At 42.1% G+C, this 21,164-nt stretch carries 17 protein-coding genes; all 17 read right to left on the reverse strand.

All coding sequences use genetic code 11. The features are described from left to right. Positions 1-200: 200 nt before the first annotated feature. The gene (gene pyrF / locus ACQKCG_RS01505) at positions 201-899 is read right to left on the reverse strand and encodes an orotidine-5'-phosphate decarboxylase (RefSeq protein ID WP_102094436.1); all 699 of its coding nucleotides are present in this window, start codon (positions 897-899) and stop codon (positions 201-203) included. Positions 900-1,003: 104 nt separating this feature from the next. Beyond that, positions 1,004-1,411, reverse strand: coding sequence for a lipopolysaccharide assembly protein LapA domain-containing protein (locus tag ACQKCG_RS01510; protein ID WP_102094435.1), 408 nt, complete (start codon positions 1,409-1,411; stop codon positions 1,004-1,006). Positions 1,412-1,473: 62 nt separating this feature from the next. Further along, positions 1,474-1,779, reverse strand: coding sequence for an integration host factor subunit beta (locus tag ACQKCG_RS01515; protein ID WP_057759195.1), 306 nt, complete (start codon positions 1,777-1,779; stop codon positions 1,474-1,476). 323 nt (positions 1,780-2,102) lie between these two features. After that, positions 2,103-3,791: a 30S ribosomal protein S1 gene (gene rpsA / locus ACQKCG_RS01520; protein WP_057759193.1), complete on the reverse strand. Its 1,689-nt coding sequence runs from the start codon at positions 3,789-3,791 to the stop codon at positions 2,103-2,105. Between the two features lie 307 nt (positions 3,792-4,098). Then, entirely contained in the window at positions 4,099-4,866 is a 768-nt protein-coding gene (gene cmk, locus ACQKCG_RS01525; RefSeq protein WP_102094434.1) for a (d)CMP kinase, read from the reverse strand. A 189-nt stretch (positions 4,867-5,055) separates the two neighbouring features. Then, positions 5,056-5,580, reverse strand: coding sequence for a tRNA adenosine(34) deaminase TadA (gene tadA, locus ACQKCG_RS01530; RefSeq protein WP_228153226.1), 525 nt, complete (start codon positions 5,578-5,580; stop codon positions 5,056-5,058). A 27-nt stretch (positions 5,581-5,607) separates the two neighbouring features. Further along, complete coding sequence (locus ACQKCG_RS01535) at positions 5,608-6,345, reverse strand: uracil-DNA glycosylase (RefSeq protein WP_102094432.1); 738 nt, start codon at positions 6,343-6,345, stop codon at positions 5,608-5,610. Between the two features lie 180 nt (positions 6,346-6,525). Further along, positions 6,526-9,066 carry an AAA family ATPase gene (locus tag ACQKCG_RS01540; protein WP_102094431.1) on the reverse strand — a complete coding sequence of 847 codons (2,541 nt, stop codon included), beginning with the start codon at positions 9,064-9,066 and terminating at the stop codon, positions 6,526-6,528. A 636-nt stretch (positions 9,067-9,702) separates the two neighbouring features. Next, a complete protein-coding gene (locus ACQKCG_RS01545; protein ID WP_101206289.1) occupies positions 9,703-10,098 on the reverse strand; it encodes an ATP-dependent Clp protease adaptor ClpS in 396 nt (131 codons plus the stop codon). Positions 10,099-10,264: 166 nt separating this feature from the next. Then, entirely contained in the window at positions 10,265-11,131 is an 867-nt protein-coding gene (locus tag ACQKCG_RS01550) for a hypothetical protein (RefSeq protein ID WP_102094430.1), read from the reverse strand. Between the two features lie 103 nt (positions 11,132-11,234). Beyond that, positions 11,235-12,302, reverse strand: coding sequence for an N-acetyl-gamma-glutamyl-phosphate reductase (gene argC / locus ACQKCG_RS01555; RefSeq protein ID WP_102094429.1), 1,068 nt, complete (start codon positions 12,300-12,302; stop codon positions 11,235-11,237). A gap of 136 nt (positions 12,303-12,438) precedes the next feature. After that, positions 12,439-13,575 (reverse strand): uroporphyrinogen decarboxylase, encoded by a 1,137-nt coding sequence (gene hemE, locus ACQKCG_RS01560; RefSeq protein ID WP_102094428.1) that lies wholly within the window; start codon positions 13,573-13,575, stop codon positions 12,439-12,441. 92 nt (positions 13,576-13,667) lie between these two features. Continuing rightward, complete coding sequence (gene proB, locus ACQKCG_RS01565) at positions 13,668-14,840, reverse strand: glutamate 5-kinase (protein ID WP_102094427.1); 1,173 nt, start codon at positions 14,838-14,840, stop codon at positions 13,668-13,670. A 78-nt stretch (positions 14,841-14,918) separates the two neighbouring features. Beyond that, positions 14,919-16,121 (reverse strand): Obg family GTPase CgtA, encoded by a 1,203-nt coding sequence (cgtA, locus tag ACQKCG_RS01570; RefSeq protein ID WP_102094426.1) that lies wholly within the window; start codon positions 16,119-16,121, stop codon positions 14,919-14,921. 290 nt (positions 16,122-16,411) lie between these two features. Next, entirely contained in the window at positions 16,412-17,854 is a 1,443-nt protein-coding gene (locus tag ACQKCG_RS01575; RefSeq protein WP_102094425.1) for a glyceraldehyde-3-phosphate dehydrogenase, read from the reverse strand. A 357-nt stretch (positions 17,855-18,211) separates the two neighbouring features. Continuing rightward, the gene (locus ACQKCG_RS01580; protein ID WP_102094424.1) at positions 18,212-19,444 is read right to left on the reverse strand and encodes a lipocalin family protein; all 1,233 of its coding nucleotides are present in this window, start codon (positions 19,442-19,444) and stop codon (positions 18,212-18,214) included. Between the two features lie 449 nt (positions 19,445-19,893). Next, complete coding sequence (locus ACQKCG_RS01585; protein WP_102094423.1) at positions 19,894-21,030, reverse strand: NUDIX domain-containing protein; 1,137 nt, start codon at positions 21,028-21,030, stop codon at positions 19,894-19,896. Positions 21,031-21,164 lie beyond the last annotated feature (134 nt).

A 21,164-nucleotide genomic window follows, 5' to 3' on the forward strand; every position in this document is an offset into this window, starting at 1 on the left:
TTATTATTAAAAATCTAATTAGCGATAAACGCTCATAGCAGTACTACTGATATTTAGCTAAATGAGCGTTTTTAATATAGTTATTATATTTTAGAACGGTTGTAAGAATAAATTTAAGTAGTGTAGCAGCTTTTTCTATACCATCAAAAAGTAAAAAGACAGCCATTTAGGCTGTCTTTTTTCTTAACATTTATTCAAACTTAAATACTTTGAAGTATTGTCTGTAGTTTAGCAGCAGGATCTAAAGCTTGAGTGATCGAACGGCCAATGACTAAATAATCAGAACCGTCTATTAGCGCCTGACTTGGTGTACAGATACGTTTTTGATCATCTGCATTGTCTTCAGCTAAGCGAATACCAGGCGTCACCAGTTTAAAATCCTGACCACATAATGCTTTGAGTGCCTTTGCTTCTTGAGCCGAGCACACCACCCCATCAAGTCCAGCTTGCTTAGTCAGTTGTGCTAGTCGTCTCACTTGGGTATCTAAGCTATCAGTGATTCCTGTTTGCATCAACGCTTCATTATCCATAGAAGTCAGTACGGTGACTGCGATAAGTAAGGTATCAAGATCTCTATCTAGCAAGCGCTGTTTTGCCAACGACATGGCTTCTAGACCTGCGCTAGCATGGACATTCACCATCCAGACACCAAGCTCAGCGGCAGCCAATACTGCTTGGGCAGTAGTATTAGGAATGTCATGGAATTTTAAGTCTAAGAACACTTCAAAATCACGTTGATGCAGTGCCTTGATGATATCAGGACCACAACGGGTAAACAGCTCTTTACCGACTTTTAATCGACATTGGGATGGATCTAACTGGTCAGCTAGCGCTAGAGACGCCTCTACCGTCATATTGTCTAGAGCGACGACAACTGGAGAGTTAATTACATTATTCATGGTTTTACCATATATTTTGAAGTTATCAAAGTATTGTATTTGAGGTCAGTACTGCGATCGTTAAGCTATCACCTAGCAGATCACATAAAAAATCACTTAACGACTTAATCTCGTCTACGCTTGGACAGAGTAGAGCCTTCAGTTAGGCTAGTTGCGTCACTGTTTTGCACATTGGCAGCAGAAGCACCATAAACAGCTTCATCTACTGTTGGCGCGCTTGCTTGACGATCGATAACTGTGTTGGCTTGAGCCAATTGCTCTTGCAGGTTTGCGTTTGCTTTTTGCAGACGTGAGATTTCCCACTTATTCTGTAGCACACGAAAGATAAGTAATGCCAGTAAAATACCAATAACAATACCTAGCATCAAACACAAAATAAGTAGCAACCCTAGATTCATCGTAGGTGCTTGTGAAAACAGTAGGTTGACTCCGACCTCAGTATTATTTGCCAATACCAAACCAAGTGAATAGGCAAAGCTCAAGAATAGCAATACAAATAGTAGAAAGCGCATGAGACAGTTACCTCTGTTTGGAATGATAAATTTTGACGGTTAGATAGCCAGTGCTGGTTTAATTAACCGTTTGCTACCGTATCGTTTACTGCTTCGCGTAAAGCCTTACCTGGCTTAAAATGTGGAATCGCTTTAGCCGGTACAGGTACGCTTTCACCTGTCTTAGGATTACGTCCCATACGGGCACGGCGATGATGTAGACAAAAACTACCGAATCCGCGAACTTCGACTCGGCCATCATTGGCTAAAGTATGGGTCATCAAGTTTAAGATTTCACGCACTGCGTCATCAACCACGGTGTCTGCCATGTTGTCACAGTTTGCACTCAAATTACTAATAAATTCGGATTTGTTAATCGCTTGCTGCATTATTACGCTTGCCTTGTTGATTGATGGATAAGCTGATGATAAGTCAACGCTCTATAGTACGTAATTGCGTTGTATAATTAAACTATATATACTGAATCTTTGAAAATTAACATTCAGAATCACATTATGACTATAAAAAGCTTATAACTATCATCTCGTTACTCAATGGTGCAAATGATAGCGGATATTAGCGTAAATGGGAATAAGAGTTTGCCCATTTGGCTAAAAACCTCTATTACTAACTGTGTTAATAAAATCTAATCATAAAAAAAAGCGACCGAAGTCGCTTTTTTTATATTACTTTTATATCAATAGTTTGCAGCTTACTGCATTTGCTCTTTGATCAAATCACCAATCGTTTTTGGCTGTGCATCAGAACCTGGAGCAGCAGTAGTGTTCGTGCTACCAAGATCTTTAATCGCTTGACGCTCTTCAGCTTCGTCTTTCGCTTTGATAGACAAGTTGATATTGCGTGTTTTACGATCAACACTGATGATTTTCGCTTCAACGTCATCGCCAACAGTCAGATGCTTAGTTGCATCTTCAACGCGGTCACGTTGGATTTCAGAAGCACGTAGATAAGCTTCAACTTCGTCAGCAAGTTCGATAGTAGCGCCTTTAGCGTCTACTTCTTTTACTTTACCATTAACGATAGCACCACGGTCATTGTTGACTAGGTATTCGTTGAATGGATCAGAGCTTAACTGCTTCACGCCTAGGCTGATACGGTTAGCTTCTGCATCTACAGACAATACCATTGCTTCAACGGTGTCGCCTTTGTTGTAGTTACGGATAGCATCTTCGCCAGTTTCGTTCCAAGAGATATCAGATAGATGAACAAGACCATCAATACCACCGTCTAGACCGATAAAGATACCGAAGTCAGTGATTGATTTGATAGTACCAGTGATTTTATCACCGCGCTCATGTTTCTTATCAAACTCATCCCATGGGTTAGCTAGAGTTTGTTTGATACCTAGGCTGATACGACGACGTTCTTCATCGATATCAAGAATCATTACTTCAACTTCATCGCCCACTTGAACAACTTTAGATGGGTGGATGTTTTTGTTGGTATGATCCATTTCTGATACGTGTACTAGACCTTCAATACCTTCAGAAATCTCAGCGAAACAACCATAGTCAGTCAAGTTAGTTACGCGAGCTTTTACAACACTACCTACTGGGTAAGTGCCGCCAACGTTATCCCAAGGATCAGTACCAAGTTGTTTTAAACCTAGGCTAACGCGGTTGCGTTCACGGTCAAACTTCAATACTTTAACTTTTAGGTCTTGGCCAACTTCAACAACTTCAGATGGGTGCTTGATACGGCGCCATGCCATGTCAGTGATGTGCAATAGACCATCGATACCACCTAGATCAACGAACGCGCCGTAATCAGTAAGGTTCTTAACGATACCTTCGATCTCGATGCCTTCTTCAAGCTTGTTCAATAGCTCTTCGCGCTCAGCTGAGTTTTCAGCTTCCATAACTGCACGACGGCTAACAACAACGTTGTTGCGTTTCTGGTCAAGTTTGATGACTTTGAATTCTAGCTCTTTGCCTTCAAGATGCGTTGTATCACGGATAGGACGTACATCTACCAATGAACCTGGTAAGAACGCGCGTACTGAACCGATATCTACAGTGAAACCGCCTTTAACTTTGCTTGAAATGATACCTTTAACGATTTCATCGTTATCAGCGATTTTTTCAAGGAAGTTCCAAGTTTCAACACGTTTAGCTTTCTCACGTGACAGCAAGGTTTGACCCATGCCGTTATCAACCGCTTCAACTACGACATCAACGCTATCGCCAACTTCAACTTCAAGTTCGCCTTCTTCGCTTAAAAACTCTTCACGAGCGACGATACCTTCAGATTTAAGACCAGTATCTACTGTGATCCAATCGCTATCGATGGCCACAACAGCACCTGTAATAACCGAGCCACGCTCGATATCTAGGCCCTGCTCTTCAATGCTCGCTTCAAATAGTTCAGCAAATGATTCCATTATGTCTACCTTTGTATAGCCGTATCCTGTCCAGCACAGTACGGATCAAATTTATGATTGTATAGAACGAAATACTGGTTTTATATCCCATACAATCATATAAAAAAACGTTTGTTGATAGCGAGCTCATTATAATTAAAACTGACTAACAACAACTGTCTTATATCGAATGCAATATCTTGAATAAACTAAGTTTTTCTTATGGCTTCAATAAAATTTAACTTAACCGTATTATTTTATACTAAAACAATGATTAATAGGAAACTTTTTAGTACTTAATATGTTGTTTTTACTAGCTATTAAATGACTAGCTAGTGAAAAAAACACCTTTATCTTGGCAATGCTTCTTAACCTGCTCATATACTGCATCAGCATTAAGCGCTGAGCTATCAAGTAATAATGCATCTGCCGCAGGCTTCGATGGCGCTGTACTGCGATTTTCATCACGATCATCACGCTCTTTTATCGTCGCTAAAATCGCCTCAAAATCTGCTGTTTGACCAGCATTCAATAACTGAATCACACGGCGCTCTGCACGTGCTTCAGCACTGGCCGTCAAAAACACCTTAACATCAGCATCTGGGAAAACAACCGTACCCATATCGCGACCATCAGCAACCAAACCTGAACGAGTGGCCATATCTTGTTGTAGCTTGAGCAATGCTTGACGAACTTGTGGAAAGACAGCTATCTGTGATGCATAGCCTCCGACCGTTTCATTGCGTACTTGCTCACCTACTGCTTGTCCATTAACAATGATATCTACACGTCCTGAGTCATTGTTTGGTACAAACGCTATCTCTAAGCTTTCAGTCAATGCTAATACAGCATTTTCATCAATTGGTTGGCTAGTATCTGCGCTGATTAAACCCGCTTCAAAGGCTTTTAGCCCAACAATTCTATAAAGCGCACCAGAGTCTAACAACTGATAGCCTAACACTTGTGCTAGACGCCATGTGACCGTACCTTTACCAGCGCCACTGGGACCATCGATACAAATAACAGGGTAGCGCACTGATGAGGTATGGCTATCCTCTGTATTGAGTAAAACATTATCAGGTGTAGAACTAGTCATAATACTTACTCAATAATATGCGTTACTTATATCGCTTATCGTATGTCATTAATAAAACAATATTTATTCGTATGTTAAGTCTTTAATAGCCCATTGAAATGGGTGCTATCAAATAGGGCAATATTATAGCAAAAAATCATCGTGACCACTAGCACCAAGACTGATATCTTGTTTATTAGTATTTTGAGTTTACATAGTGGCCTTATTCTTTTTCGCCGCTTGCCTACGCTCACGAAAAAATGTCTTAAGTATTTGACTACTATGCTCGCTGCATAATCCACTATAGGCTTGAATACTGTGATTATAGAAAGGTTGTAATGATAAGTCCATTTGACTACCAACCATCCCAGCACGCGGTTCACTCGCTGCGTACACCAGCTTGTTTACACGCGCATGAATTAATGCACCAATACACATTGTACACGGCTCCAGAGTGACATATAAAGTAGTCTGTAGCGGCAGTCGATAATTTTCTAAACGCGTACAAGCATCTCTCAATGCAACTATCTCTGCATGAGCAGTAGCATCATGACTACTAATTGGTTGATTAAACCCTTGGCCAATAATTTGCTGCTCATGTACCAATACCGCACCTACCGGCACCTCTCCTCGCTCAGCACCTTGTCTAGCAAGTTCGATTGCTTGTTGCATCCATTTAATATCTTCAGCTAACCAAAAAGTGCTGGCCTGCATATTTAAAGGTTGATACGGCATTAAGCTTATATTCTGTATATTTTGCATTTATTGTGGTAATTGCCAGTCAATTGGAGTTTGGCCATACTGCACCAAGTAATCATTTGTTTTAGAAAAAGGTTTAGTGCCAAAGAAGCCGCCACGGTTTGCCGCCAGTGGTGATGGATGTACCGCTGTCAGGATCAAATGCTTATCGGTATCGATATACTTGCCTTTCTTCTGGGCTTTACTACCCCACAAAATAAACACGGTATGCTTTGTCTGTTCATTGACTGCATCGATGACAGCGTCAGTAAACTGCTCCCAGCCTTTATTCTGATGACTGTTTGGCTCGCCTTCTCGCACAGTTAGTGAGCTATTAAGCAGTAGAACGCCTTGCTGCGCCCAGTATGTCAAATCGCCATGCGCTGAAGGGCGAATGCCAATGTCATCTGCCATTTCTTTAAGCAAATTATTCAATGATGGTGGCTTTGGAATGGCTTTAGGAACAGAAAATGATAACCCCATAGCCTGACCTGGACGATGATAAGGATCTTGGCCCAAGATTACCACTTTGACTTGTGACAAAGGCGTGAGGTTAAGCGCATTGAACATCAATGGTGCAGGCGGATAGATACTATCATCGGACTGGTAGGCTTCTTTTAAAAACGCGCGTAGATTGTCCATATTCTCAGACGTTAATTCATCTGCTAATGCCGTTTTCCAATCTTCTGGTAAACGGACATTGTCTAAAATCGCTTGCTTTTGTTCTGGAGTCTTGGTTTTCGGTTCATCAAACAGTTCCATAGTGTGTCCTTTTTATACTTGTTATCTTGTTATAAATTCAATAGGTTCGTTAAAGCTGATTTACTGTAAATAATCATACTAACAAAAAACGGTGTGTGCTTTGTTGATGAATTATAGCAATAAAAAAACGGCTACCGCAGTAATACGGTAGCCGTTTTTATGATGTCAATATCAAAAAACTTAGCTGGCTAGAGACTCAGAATCAGGATGCGGTTCATGAGTTTCAACGACTGTTAGAATAATACGACTATCAGCTGAGCCTTTGTCTGATACCTTATCAAGCTTCATCGTATCACTCTCTTGAGAATCATCGACTTTAGGCTCTAAGGTCAGGTGTACGACACCGCCATTGACCAAATCCCCAAACAAAATCATACTTGCCAATGGTTTTTTGATTTCATCTTGAATCAGACGCTGCATCGGACGTGCACCCATTAGACGGTCATAGCCTTTATCCGCCAAGTAGTCACGTACATCATCATCAATCTCTAATGTCACTTGCTTATCATCAAGCTGCACTTGCAATTCAACCAAGAACTTATCGACAACTGATACAACAACTGACGTATCTAGAGGATTGAACTGAATAATGGCGTCTAGGCGATTACGGAACTCTGGCGTAAAGACACGTTTCAGCGACTCTGTGTTATCACGGCTATGGTCTTGTTGAGTAAAGCCCATTGACGAGCGACTGATACTATCAGCACCAACGTTTGTTGTCATAATAACGATGACTTGCTTAAAAATGGCCACACGACCATTATTATCGGTCAACGTCCCATGATCCATGACTTGTAGTAACAAGTTAAAGACATCCGGATGCGCCTTTTCAATCTCATCAAGCAACAACACACAATGTGGATGCTGATTGATTTTTTCAGTAAGTAAGCCACCTTGATCATAGCCAACATAACCTGGAGGTGCACCAATCAAGCGTGATGCCGTATGCGCTTCCATATACTCTGACATATCAAAGCGTACCAATTCTACACCTAACAGGTTCGCTAGCTGACGCGATACTTCTGTTTTACCCACACCAGTTGGACCTGCAAACATAAACGAACCAATTGGCTTATCAGGTGCTTTTAGTCCTGCACGTGATAGCTTGATAGCATCAGCCAACGTAGCAATCGCCTCATCTTGACCAAACACCAAGTGCTTAAGATCTCGATCTAAATGCTCAAGGATGCTCTTGTCATCACTCGATACAGATTTGGGTGGAATACGTGCCAATTTGGCAATAATAGCTTCGATATCAGCAACATCGATTTTCATCGGTGGCTTTTGACCTTTTGATAATTTCACACCATCTGCTGACTTAGCACTATCGCTTGCTTTCGCAGTCGCTGCTTCATCCTGCATTTCATTATCTGTATCACTATCGATACCTTCGATATCAGCATCAATCTGCGCATCAAAATCTTGCTCTAAATCAGCAATGAAACTTTCTTCCGCTTCGATATCATCGACATCAGGCACCACACCTAAGCGCTTATACGCACCTGCTTCGTCAATTACGTCAATAGCTTTGTCAGGTAAAAAACGCTCATGAATATGTTTGGCTGATAACTGTACCGCTGTGACCAACGCTTCATCCGTATACTCAACATTATGGAATTCTTCATAACGAGGTTTTAGGCCACGCAGGATATCGATGGTGTCATCCACACTGGGTTCTTTGACATCGATTTTTTGGAAACGACGCGACAATGCATGATCTTTTTCAAATACTTGGCGATATTCAGTAAAGGTTGTTGAACCTATACAACGTAGCTCACCGTTAGCAAGCGCTGGCTTGATAAGGTTCGATACATCCATATTGCTACTCATAGATGAACCAGCACCAATAATCATATGAATTTCATCAATAAAAAGAATAGCATTTGGTTTTTTCTTTAGTGCATCAAGCAACGACTTCATGCGTTTTTCAAAGTCACCGCGATACTTAGTTCCCGCAATTAGTGAGCCAATATCAAGGCTATAAATCACGCAACCGTTAAGTGGCTTCGGCGCTTTGTCGTTAATAATTAACCATGCTAAACCTTCAGCGATAGAGGTTTTACCTACACCAGGCTCACCTACTAGCAATGGGTTATTTTTACGACGACGGCATAGTACTTGGGCAGCACGTTCAATTTCAGAAGCACGCCCAATCAAAGGATCCGTTTTACCTTCAGCAGCTCGCTGGTTTAGATTGGTTGCAAATTCAACTAAGGGATCTTTACTGGTCTTTTCAGAGGCACTACGACGCTCAGTGCCTGCAGAACCACGTGATTCAGACGGCTCTTCTTTATCTTGACCATGTGACAAATACTGGGTTAGCTCAAGGCGACTGATGCCTTGTTTTTTAAGCAGGTAGACAGCATAGGTATCATGCTCTGAAAACATAGAGACCAAAATATCAGAGCCTTCTACCAAACGACCACCACCGATCGATTGCACGTGAAAAATAGCACGCTGCAAGATACGATCAAAGCTTTGAGTCGGCTGCGGTGACTGTTCTGTATCAGCATCGATAGTTGGCGTGTGTTTATTAATATAAACCTCAAGCTCAGTACGCAACGCCGAGACATTAGCATTACAAGCAGTCAACGTATTGGCAGCATGAGTGTTTTCTAATAAGGCCAAAAGCAAGTGTTCAACAGTGAGATACTCATGCGATTTTTGGCGCGCAAGCGTCATTGCTAAACGTAGAGAAACTTCAAGATGACGACTTAACATAACAACTTCCTACGGTTATATCTATCTTTATAATTGATAGTTTTATGAATGAGTTAGTAAGTAAATCAGGGCGGTAGATGAATTGTTCAAGGGCTATATTCGTATTATTAGAAGTCATGAATAAATGAGGTGAGCGGTAGACTATTGATTAAATACTATAATCTCGCTATCAGCCAACAGTAATCATAACTATCCATGGCCGCTTTTCTTTATATCAACACGATACTTCAACGGAGTCAATCTATTAACACAGACTAAAATGTATCAAAGCGTGCTACAAGCTAGTAGCGACAACTCTAATAACGAATATTAAATGTTGAAAAACTGATTAGATAGAAAGAGAGATTGATATTTTAGAAGCTAGAAATGACAGAGTTTTAGCAAGTTTAACTGAGATACTTAGTCTAAGACTATTGAGTAGGCTGTTTAATAGATAGGGTTATTCGCTATAGAAATCAAGACTCTATGGATAATAAATCTATTTTAAAAGATTCTACTTGTATATAAGGGGAATGACTGAAAAGTCGAAAAAGCTCACTATAAAGGTGAGCTTTGATATGGATTGCTTAGAAATAAAGAACAGTAGGTACAGCTATAATAGAGCCATATATCAGTATAAGAAATTAATAAATTGCTCTACTCGCCTTGATGCGGCTCGATTTGGGTTAATAAGGGATAGCCTTCACGATGTGCCAAACTATTTACTTTTTTGGCCTTAGTCTCGGCGATATCTTTAGGATAAATGCCAGCAATGCCTTTGCTGCTATTATGAATAGTCAGCATAATCTCGACTGCAGAATCCATACTATGACGAAATTCTGACTGCAATATATATACAACAAACTCCATCGGCGTGTAGTTGTCATTATACATAACAACCGCATACATAGGCGGTTTGGCTACTTCAGGCTCTGCGACCAATACATCTGCTTGCGGTGACGTTTCACCATCGGTATCACCGTCTTGTGCACGATGAGCAGGCATATTGGGAAAGTGCCAATCAGCAACCGTTGGCGTGGCTTGTGATATCATTTTTTTCATCATAATCAAAATATAATTATAAGGTAAGTTTAAGATAGAAGAGGTTGTTAAGGCAGGCGATAAGGCATGGTATAAAGCACAACTACTAACTAGGGCTATTGTGCTTTGATTTCAACCACAGCATCGTCACTGAGTATTTCATTAAGACATGAGGTAATCAAGGTACGATAGGACTTTCATCAACTTCTGGTAAATCTAGGAGCGATGGTAGCATGTTATCCACACTATCACCGAGCTTCCAGTCATACAATTGCTCTACTTTCTGACCACCAGCTTGCAAAGTCAGTTTGGCTTGCAATGGTCTAAAGCCTGATGGCATTACAAAGCGACCACGTATCCGAACGATACCTTCGATCATATGGTATGCAGGGTCAAGAGGTACTTCTACAAGATCGTCATTGTTAAGTAGCGTCAATACAGGCCTCAAGCGTTTGGCTTGACCATCGCTACCGAGCATCCCAATATCAAAACCATACTCAAAAGCATTTTCAGGTAGTGGCGAAATTTTGGCACCTAATACCTGTAAAGGCATACCACCTTTCTCACGGATGACATCTGAATATAGCTCGTTGAGCTGTGATACTTGCTTATTTTCTACTGTTAATTCTTGCTGGCTTTCACGCAGTTCTTTTAAATTAGCCAAACTGATGGCCAGTTCTTGTTTGGCAGTTGCCGCTTGGTTAGTGGCTATCTTATTGCTAAGGCGCAAGTCTTCTAATGCTTGTGTCGCTTCAGTGCTATCGATGATTGCTTGCTTGGCTTCTGTTTCCATCGAATGAAGGCCACGTTGGTAACCAAGCTTATGACCGAATACCAGCCCAACCACCGCTGTCACTAATACAGCCACTACAAACAGTGCCAATACCAATGTAGAAGCGCCGCGTTGTGAGCTAGCAATACCACTTATAGGGACATTATTATTTCTAAAGGAATGCTGTTTGCGCTCCAAGCTATCTATAACCAAGTCTTTGCACGATAGACGTGCTGGCTGTGAGCAAAAGCGTAGTACGAGCTGAGAACGCATTTAGACAGTATCTCTTAAGGGTAAGGGCAAGTCATTATAGCCGAATTTATAATCAATACCTAGCACCGCAAATGTGAATGATTGGAATATGAAGTCGTTGATATTAAGGAACAATCGGTGCAAAGTTTAGCCCCATTGACTCGTCAAAACCAAACATCACGTTCATGTTTTGAACAGCCTGCCCAGCAGCACCTTTGACTAAGTTATCTTGAACAACGATAACTGTTAGCTCAGCGCGCTCATTGTCCTGATGTACGGCAATACGTAAACGGTTACTAGCGCGAACACTGCGCGTATCGGGATAAAGCCCCTTTGGCATGACATCAACAAACAACTCTGACGCATAGCTATTGTCAAACGCTTGCTGCCAATCGATAGCCGCACCAGCATCGGTCAGTTCCATATGAATAGAGCTGAGCATGCCACGAATCATCGGTACTAAATGCGGCAAAAAGCGAATACGGTGCGTAAATTGACTGTCTAATAACTGTGCGACACCCTGCTCAATCTCTGGTAAATGACGATGACCTTCGACGCTATAAGCCTTAAAACTATCTGTTGTCTCAGCATAATTGAGTGCAAGTGATGCTTGACGACCTGCGCCAGATACACCAGATTTTGCGTCAATTACAATACGAGACTCGATCAAACGCTCTGCTTGCTTATTCTGAGCTTCGATAATTGGTTTTAGACCCAAAATCGCAGTGGTTGGATAACAGCCTGGGTTGCCTACTAGTAACGCATTCGCAAGCTTGTCACGATTGATTTCTGGTAAGCCGTAGACTGCTGTTTTCAACAATTCAGGGCAAGCATGTGACTGCTTGTACCAATGCTCAAAGTCAGTCAGTGACTGCAAACGAAAATCAGCAGCCAAATCGATAACCTTGACGCCAGCTTGAGTAAGCGCTTCAGCTTGCTTCATTGCTACGCCATGTGGCGTCGCAAAAAACACAACATCACATTTTTGCAATGCAGCAAGCGTATTATCACCCAAGTCGCTAAAAACGATGTCAGACACACCGCGTAAGCTTGGGAAGATTTCATCAGCACGAGTGCCAGCTTCGCTACGAGAAGTTAATAAATCAATAGAAACCTCAGGATGAGCAGATAATAAGCGAATGAGCTCAATACCCGTATAGCCTGTGCCACCGACGATCGCTGCTGAAATCATAAAACACCCTTTTCTTGGTAAATACTAAATATGCACTGATAGATTCTATATTTGCTTATAACTCATTCAGTTCCATAAATTATACAGTTCCGCAAATGCGAACAAATACAGAATCACTCTCTAAATATTCTGACTCTTAAATTTTATAGTCGTGTACTGCATCCACAAACACTTTGGCATTGTCAGGGTTAACCCACTGGGTGATACCATGACCTAAGTTTGCTATGTAACCAGTCTTTTCACCGTCAGCGTAAGCACGGTCAAGCATGGCGTTCACTTCAGAACGGATAGTTGCAGGCGAGCCATATAACGTCGCTGGATCTAAGTTACCTTGGATAGCTTTGCTGCTTTGCAATTTTTTATGCTTCTTGGTCAACTGACGCTGACTTTCAGTCAACACTTGACGCGCACGATCAATCGGCATCGTCCAATCTAAACCTAACACGTCCGCTTCGCTGTCAGCCTGAATATCAAGCCATAACCCACCACCTTTAGTGAATAGCACTACAGGTACTTGTGGATGACGTTCTTTTAGTTCAGCGACAATACGCTTATTGTAAATGTGTGAAAATTCGATAAATTGACGATGGCCTAACGCCCCGCCCCAACTATCAAATATCTGTACAATTTGAGCACCAGCGACGATTTGGGCATCTAAATAGTCAATAACTGACGTCGCCAGCTTGTCTAGTAACTGATGTAAAAAATCAGGGTTACTATACAAAAAGCCTTTGGTATAACGATAATCCTTCGAGCTACCGCCTTCTATCATATAAGTAGCCAACGTCCACGGACTACCAGAAAAACCAAATAGTGGAACTTGTCCATTCAATGCTTTACGAATACTGGTTACAGCACGCATGACATAATCTAGAGAGTCGTTTGGCTCAAGCACTGGCAATCTATCAAGATCAGCCTGCTCACGGATAGGATGCTTAAATTTAGGACCTTCACCTGTTTCGAAATACAAGCCCAATCCCATCGCATCAGGGATAGTTAAAATATCACTAAACAAAATAGCGGCATCTAAGTCATAGCGGCGCAATGGCTGTAGAGTCACTTCAGTAGCGCGGGCTGTATCTTTGCACAGACTCATAAAGTCACCCGCTTCAGCACGAGTGGCTTTATATTCTGGCAAATAACGACCAGCTTGGCGCATCATCCATACCGGTGTGGTATCGATGGGCTCAAAACGTAATGCACGTAGCAATCTATCATTTTTTAAAGGTGCAAACTGTTGCTGAGCCGAGTTACTACCGTCTGAAGCACTCATGTACAAATCTCCAAAACCGCACAATATCCATATTTATAAATGGATATTGTGCTGGATAAAATAAGTTGAATAAAAAAGGTTATATGAAAGCGCTATACAGTCAATGCAAGGTTGTCGCGGTGTACCATGACGACACGTTCTTCGCTACTGCCAAAGATCTTATCGAACTGTTCGGTACGCTCACGAGCTACGCGGCGCGCATCATTCGATGAGAAGTTTACCTGCCCAACGGCTATGCGTTCGCCAGTATCTTGATGAATGATTTCTACCACATCACCTTCATCAAACCCGCCCCGCACTTCTACAACACCCACTGGCAATAAACTTCTATTGTGCTCAGTCAATGCTCTTGCAGCACCTGCATCAACGACCAAGCTACCTGACATACGTAGATGCGCAGCTAGCCACTGTTTACGCGCGATGATTTTATCTTCGTCATTAGTCGTCAGCAATGTACCTACCGCTTCGCCTGATACCACACGGGTAATAACGTCATCGATAGCACCGCTGACGATAACGGTAGGACAGCCACCCATAGCAGCAAGGCGTCCAGCACGGATTTTGGTCAACATACCACCGCGTCCAAGCTTACCGCCGTCTCCTGCAATATCAAATAAATAATCCGCCATTGCACGTTCTTGGCGAATCATCTTGGCATCAGGATTATCACGTGGGTTATCAGTGAAGACACCTTCTTGGTCGGTTAAGATGATGTACAAATCAGCATTAACCATTGCGGCTGCCATCGCACCCAAGGTATCGTTATCACCGAATTTAATCTCATCAATCGTGATGGTATCGTTTTCGTTGATAACAGGTAGTACGCGCCATTCTAATAACTGGGTCAGCGCCCCCGTCGTATTAAGGTAACGGCTACGATTAGACAAGTCATCATGAGTTAGCAGTAGCTGCGAGCTTTGAATACCATGCTGAATCAAAGCTGACCACCATGTTTCAATCAACCCCATTTGACCAATAGAAGCACAGGCTTGTAGTGCTGCTAGTTTTTTAGGGCGTTCCTCAAGGTTCATACGTACCACACCTTCAGCAACAGCACCTGATGATACTAGCAGTACCTCAACGCCTTTTTTGTGCAGCTTAGCAATCTGCTTTGCCCACTCATATATGGCAGTACGATCCAGCCCTCGACCGTTATTGGTTAATAGTGATGAACCAATTTTGACAATAACGCGCTGAATATCAAAGTTGCGAGTTTGCTTAACAAATCTTGCTTCTTCCATCGTGTTTGCTATGTCATCTGCCATATAAACTCCTTTTTTTCATATCAATTGATTGTAGGGATTAAATTCACAATTCAAGTATAACTGCTCAAGCATACTAGCTTAAGGAACGTACATTACCTCAACGCCATCGTCGTCATCATCCAAATCAGACGCATCCAAGCCTTCACGTGCTGCTTTACGAGCTGCACGATATGCTTCACGCTGTGCTTCAGTGTTAAGACGCACTTCGGCTTCTAAACGCTCAAAACGCTCTTTTTGTGCTTCAGCGAATATAGGATCTTCTATTTCACGCTCACGCTCAAGTTCAATATCATTCATTAAATGATATTTTACCGCATCAACACCTTCACCAGTCAGCGTTGCTGTACGGAAGACCATACCTGTCCAACCAAGCTCTGCGACAATATGTGTACAAAGCGCGTTCAAGTCTTCATCATTGACCTGATCGATTTTGTTTAATACCAAAATCTGCGGCAAGTTGGCCAATTCAGGCGAAAAACGCTCAAGCTCATTTAGGATAACGCGGGCGTTTTCGACCGGATCGCTACCATCGACAGGCTTGACATCAACTAAGTGTAGCAGACGACGCGTACGCGCAACATGCTTTAAGAAGCGAATACCAAGTCCTGCGCCTTCTGATGCACCTTCAATAAGACCAGGAATATCTGCCATTACAAATGAGCGATGACGACCAATATCGACCACACCCAAGTTTGGTACTAGGGTGGTAAACGGATAATCAGCCACTTTTGGTCTAGCAGCAGAGACTTGACGGATAAAGGTCGATTTACCAGCATTAGGCAAACCAATCAAACCAACATCAGCCACTACTTTTAGCTCAAACTTAAGAACTTTTAGCTCGCCTTCAAAACCTGACGTCGCTTTACGCGGCGCTTGGTTGGTCGAGCTTTTGAAATGGGTATTACCCAGACCACCATCGCCACCTTTGGCAATCAGTAGTGTCTGGCCGATCTCAATCAAATCGCCCAATACTTCGTCTGTCTCGGTATCAACTACCGTCGTACCAACTGGTACTGGTAAATAAAGATCATCAGACCCTTTACCTGAACAGTTTCTACTATGGCCGTTCTCAGCACGCATGGCGTCATGACGACGCGTATAACGATAGTCAACTAGGGTGTTGGTGTTGTCTTCTGCAATGACATACACATCTCCGCCCTTGCCGCCATCACCACCATCAGGTCCACCACGTGGGACATACTTTTCTCGGCGAAAACTGGCGATTCCGTTACCACCGTCACCTGCTTTTACCGTTACGACGGCTTCATCAATAAATCGCATCTTACGTTCCTTAATTCACAATCCAGTCTATAAACTGGTTACAACCAACGGTTGTATTTTGGGGTTTTGCTATGTTGTTGCGTCAAAATGAACACTGTATAAATACTAATTTTACTTAGTGCCCATTATGACAATAACACCCGATAATCAATCGGACTATCGGGTGTTTAAGTATGACAGTTAAAGTCCTACCAAGCTATTTAAAGTAGCATCTGCTACAGCGCCATTCTTATGACACTATAGCGCTACTATACTTGGTATGACGTTATTGCTCTACTGTATTTAGTAACCTATGCTGGAATCTGAGCGTAGCTGATTCCGGCCATTTGCGTCGCCAAACGCAATACCTGAGTACTATAACCAACTTCGTTGTCATACCAAACATATACGATAGCTTGGTTGTCAGTCAAAATAGTGGCTTGAGCATCGATAATACCAACATGAGTCGTACCAACGAAATCCGTTGATACCGCTTCTGTAGAATCTGTATAAGCAATCTGCGACTGCCAAGTGCTGCTGTTAGCCATTTTACGCAAGAACTCATTTAATGCATCAGCGCTTGCTGGAGCAGTTTTTAGATTCACGTTCAAGATAGCTAAGCTGACGTTTGGTGTTGGTACACGAATAGCGTTACCCGTTAGCTTACCATTTAATTCTGGCAATGCTTTACCAACAGCTTTTGCAGCGCCAGTACTAGTGATAACCATGTTCATCACAGCACTACGACCACGGCGGTCTGCTTTATGGTAGTTATCAACTAAGTTCTGATCATTGGTAAATGAGTGAATAGTCTCTACATGACCATTTACAATACCGTACTCATCGTTCAGTACATTCAACGTTGGCGTAATCGCATTGGTCGTACAGCTAGCAGCACTAACAATCGTATCGTCACCAACGGTGTCATTGTTCACGCCATAAACGACATTTTTGATATCGCCGCCAGCAGGTGCGGTTAGTAGTACTTTTTTCACGCCAGTAGACTGTAAGTGCTTACCAAGGCCTGCTTCGTCTTTCCAAATACCCGTGTTATCGATAACAAGAGCGTTATCGATACCATAAGCAGTATAGTCGATTTCGCTTGGGTCTTTGGCATAAATAACTTGTACAAAACGACCATTAACGATCATGCCGTTATTATCATCATCGATGCTGATGCCGCCTAAGAATCTACCATGGATTGAGTCACGCTCAAGCAATGAGATACGCTTAGCCAAGTCACCAGCAGCGGCTGGACGTACAACGATTGCTTTTAGTTGTAGACCTTTTGCGCTTGACGCTTGTGACAAGAGCAGACGAGTCAAGATACGACCAATACGGCCAAAACCATACAGTACAACGTCCGTCGCGCCATTTACAGCACCAGAGTTGTTGATAGACTGTAGAGCGGTTTGTAAGTCAGTATCATTAGCAATCAATTGACCAACATCGATACGAGTGGCTTGGATATCAGTGTTTTCTGAGATAACTTTTACCATCGCTAGAGTATCAGCGATATCGATAGCTTTGGCGCCATGGTCGCGTAGCGCTACTTTTTGATGTAAAGCAAGTATTTGACCAACTGAGGTAGAGTCTAGCGTTTCGCCAAACAAAGTCACTTGTACGTCTTGCTTGTTATAGAGCTTGTTTAGTAGCCCCATAAGCTCAATCGCTTGTTGCTCTTGATTGTTGTAGTTGTTCAAGTGGTCTTGATGTAATTGGCGTAAGGTATCAGCGTTGCTCACGAGAAACATCCTTATGGTCAGTAATATATGATCAATAAAATATGAAGAAGTGTAAAATAGATAGGTCGTGTATGCTCTAAATGGCGACTCTAATATGATAATCAACCACTATCAATATGGGTTATTGACGCTAGAGTATTTGAATCGCCTAGATTTTAGCCTAAAACGCCTCATTTTGCCAGTAGTAACCGATTAGCTAGCGTGCATAATAGGTTTCATTCTCGTATATAGCTCTTATATATACTTCTCATATACAGCTAATAATAAAAATAAAGGCAGCTATATATGCTGCCTTATTCGAGACGTAATGAAATAATAATTGCTATAGGGCTTAATTAACCACAGCAGTAAATTTAGTTATAACACCTATGGTGCTAGATTCACCGTTTGGTTACTCTGCGACGTCAATGTAAACTCTTTTAAGTCATAACCTTGCTGCTGAGCAATTTGACGATATTTGGTATACGTTTCCCGACTGATATTTGGCGAGCGTGCTAGTAGCCATAAGTATTTTTTATCAGGTGTCCCTACTAGCGCAGTTTTATACTCTGCATCACGTGCCAACACCCAATAATCAGCACGGCCGACTGGAATCCAGCGAATCCACTTCGGTAAAAACGTCACTTTTAGTTTGCTGCCGCTTTCATCGACTGGCTTAGCCAAACCTTCTGCCACAATGCCTGAACCATCCTCGCTCACACACTTATTAGTAACCGTGATTCCCGAGCCGTCATCTTTTTGTGCATAGTTGGCGGTGACATCACCAGCACACTTGCGCTGGAAATACATCGGCAAACGGCCAATCTCATACCAAGTACCTGCATAAGTGTTCAGATCTACGCTATCTACAGTAGTTGGTGTGCTTGCAGATTTATGAATAATATCACTTGGCTGAACCGATAGCATATCGGTTGTAGTCTTCTCACTCATCGCATCATCAGACATTCCATTGGTTACTACGTTGTTAGTTGCCGAGTTCATTGGCGGCGTGGCCGCATAGGCTGAGAACGCTGCTAACGGTATAATAATTGCTAAGGCAATGCCTGTATGTTTGATCAGTCCATTCATAAATATGCGCTCCGGTATTTCTTTGTAGGATGAATTATTTGTTGATGTATCACCGATTGGCTCAGCGTCGATGGCGTGTTCAGAACTACTGTTTAGATTATCTATTTGATCCTCTAACAGTCCTGATATTAATGGCTCATCTTCATTTAGCTTTTGTGGCTGCTTATTTTGCGCTGACTTATAGCCAGATGATTTGTAGCCACTAGCCACGTCATGATTGTCCTCATTGCTATTTTTTAGATCTTTGCTTATCTCATTGTTACTCATAGCTGACTCTTTTGCCCTAAGGCTTTTGTCGGCGCTTTTGTATCCAAAATAGCTGTCTTGCGAAGACGTGTCTTTTGCCAGATGGTGCGAATATTCGCCATTCGAGCTATCGTGATTATAGCTAGCATCGTTACTCGCTTGTTTTGTCTGTTGCGTGTCGTCGCCATATTCATTGTCATTGAGCGATTGCTTAGGCTGCTGAAGTTGAGAACCAGCTGCCTGTGAATCAGTCCATGCTGATTCAGGTAACTTATTGGTTTTCATAGGAGTACCATTCTTAAATAGTGATTGTTAAAAACGCTTTATGTACGGCATCTATTTGGTCTCGTTTTCTAAAAGCCATTTGCTTTGGTATAAATTATTCGTGCAAAACTTGACTCTACAAAAGCTTTTTTATTATTGTATTTTGAGCATCACTTTTGGTCAGTCACTCGTCTATAGAAATAAGATCAACGTATCGTAGATATGCAATATATATTAAGGACAACTGGACTATTAAAACAGTAGTGCAATGTAGGAAAACGCAACGGTTTGTAAGTAACTATGAGGTTTGAGTGTTGTTTGAACACATCATAACCACACAGTTACTTGCTGGACAACTAAGTTAAAAATCAGTTATTTGAACTTACTAAGCTTAATACGCAAGTTTAATACGGGTCACATTCAGGCAAATGGAACTATAGATTGTAGATAGCTTTCTCGAGTCATGCGGATTATATAAACTGACGGATACCTGCCACACTGATACCACCATACTGTAATGCTTGATTGAGCATTGCAGGCTCCAAACCACCTAACCCAATGACAGGCATATCAGCTAACTCTGCCAACGCTGACCATGCTTCCCAGCCAAGCGGTGTGTCATCAGGATGCGTTTGGGTGGCGAGCACAGGCGATACGAAAGTACCAATCACTGGTGGCAATGCATTCTGTATGCGCATGCTGGCAAGTTGATTGGCTGCCGTTATGCTCGCGATGTCATGACAGCTGACGATAAGCGGATGGTCTTTAGATAACGACTGTATAAGAGCTGTAGAACTGCCATCCTTATCAAAGCACTGCATCAGTGTCGTTTGTGTCAGATGCTTGGCAACTATTCGCTGGCCAATCTTTGTCTCATTAGCGGTTAGTGAGCCTTGCCCATTTAAAGGCTGCTCATTATCACTAGGTAAAATCGCTAAAATATCTGGGCGTACCGTCATCAGTTGCTCAGCAAGATGCTCAGATTTTGCGTCCTTCAAGCGGATATACACCCATGACTCTGATGCTAACTTTTCTTGATGATGCTGTAGCCATGCTGCCGCTGCATCAGTGTGTGTGCCGAAATGTGCTAGAGGATAAGTAATCGCTATCTTCGATGGGAGTTTCAACCATTCAAGGATTGTCTTATTAGCAGCGGGCAGATGATACTCTCCTGCCAAAAGCTGTGATTTGCTTACCCAAGTCAGTGCCTGCCCTTCTAAACCTTGTTCACAGTGTCTATGCTGCTCGTACTGCTCTGCTGTCAGCTCAATCTTATAAACCTGTAAGCTGACCTGCTTGTCGCCATAATCATGATGCAAACGCCCAAGCTTAACGATAGTATTATTATCAATCAGGATACCCGTCTCTTCAGCCACCTCTCTTATCAACGCCTGCGCTGCTGACTCATCTGCTTCTATCTTTCCACCGACAAACTCGTAACGATTTCCTTGATGCTGAGTAGCATCTCGAAACCCAAGTAAATACTGATCTTTATAATGAATGACAGCCACTGCAACATTTACAATGCTAGGTTTGTCAGTTTTCGTCTTACTATTTGTCTTACTTTCCGGCTTCGTCTCTGATTGTTGATTTGACCCGTTCAACATACTTATATCCTTTATTTCGGTATTTACTCTGATTATTTTTGATAATTTAATAGTTTTTATAGGCTAGATGATTTATTTAAATTTATTACCTAACTTATTAATTTATATAGATAAAATATTCAACTGAGATATTT

It is taken from the genome of Psychrobacter sp. NPDC078929, assembly GCF_050267985.1.
Classification (GTDB): domain Bacteria; phylum Pseudomonadota; class Gammaproteobacteria; order Pseudomonadales; family Moraxellaceae; genus Psychrobacter.

Coding starts and splice junctions, on each gene's coding strand:
- pyrF (WP_102094436.1), bottom strand. CDS start 899: ATGAATAATGTAATTAACTCTCCAGTTGTCGTCGCTCTAGACAATATG.
- ACQKCG_RS01510 (WP_102094435.1), bottom strand. CDS start 1,411: ATGCGCTTTCTACTATTTGTATTGCTATTCTTGAGCTTTGCCTATTCA.
- ACQKCG_RS01515 (WP_057759195.1), bottom strand. CDS start 1,779: ATGCAGCAAGCGATTAACAAATCCGAATTTATTAGTAATTTGAGTGCA.
- rpsA (WP_057759193.1), bottom strand. CDS start 3,791: ATGGAATCATTTGCTGAACTATTTGAAGCGAGCATTGAAGAGCAGGGC.
- cmk (WP_102094434.1), bottom strand. CDS start 4,866: ATGACTAGTTCTACACCTGATAATGTTTTACTCAATACAGAGGATAGC.
- tadA (WP_228153226.1), bottom strand. CDS start 5,580: ATGCCGTATCAACCTTTAAATATGCAGGCCAGCACTTTTTGGTTAGCT.
- ACQKCG_RS01535 (WP_102094432.1), bottom strand. CDS start 6,345: ATGGAACTGTTTGATGAACCGAAAACCAAGACTCCAGAACAAAAGCAA.
- ACQKCG_RS01540 (WP_102094431.1), bottom strand. CDS start 9,066: ATGTTAAGTCGTCATCTTGAAGTTTCTCTACGTTTAGCAATGACGCTT.
- ACQKCG_RS01545 (WP_101206289.1), bottom strand. CDS start 10,098: ATGATATCACAAGCCACGCCAACGGTTGCTGATTGGCACTTTCCCAAT.
- ACQKCG_RS01550 (WP_102094430.1), bottom strand. CDS start 11,131: ATGCGTTCTCAGCTCGTACTACGCTTTTGCTCACAGCCAGCACGTCTA.
- argC (WP_102094429.1), bottom strand. CDS start 12,302: ATGATTTCAGCAGCGATCGTCGGTGGCACAGGCTATACGGGTATTGAG.
- hemE (WP_102094428.1), bottom strand. CDS start 13,575: ATGAGTGCTTCAGACGGTAGTAACTCGGCTCAGCAACAGTTTGCACCT.
- proB (WP_102094427.1), bottom strand. CDS start 14,840: ATGGCAGATGACATAGCAAACACGATGGAAGAAGCAAGATTTGTTAAG.
- cgtA (WP_102094426.1), bottom strand. CDS start 16,121: ATGCGATTTATTGATGAAGCCGTCGTAACGGTAAAAGCAGGTGACGGT.
- ACQKCG_RS01575 (WP_102094425.1), bottom strand. CDS start 17,854: ATGTTTCTCGTGAGCAACGCTGATACCTTACGCCAATTACATCAAGAC.
- ACQKCG_RS01580 (WP_102094424.1), bottom strand. CDS start 19,444: ATGAAAACCAATAAGTTACCTGAATCAGCATGGACTGATTCACAGGCA.
- ACQKCG_RS01585 (WP_102094423.1), bottom strand. CDS start 21,030: ATGTTGAACGGGTCAAATCAACAATCAGAGACGAAGCCGGAAAGTAAG.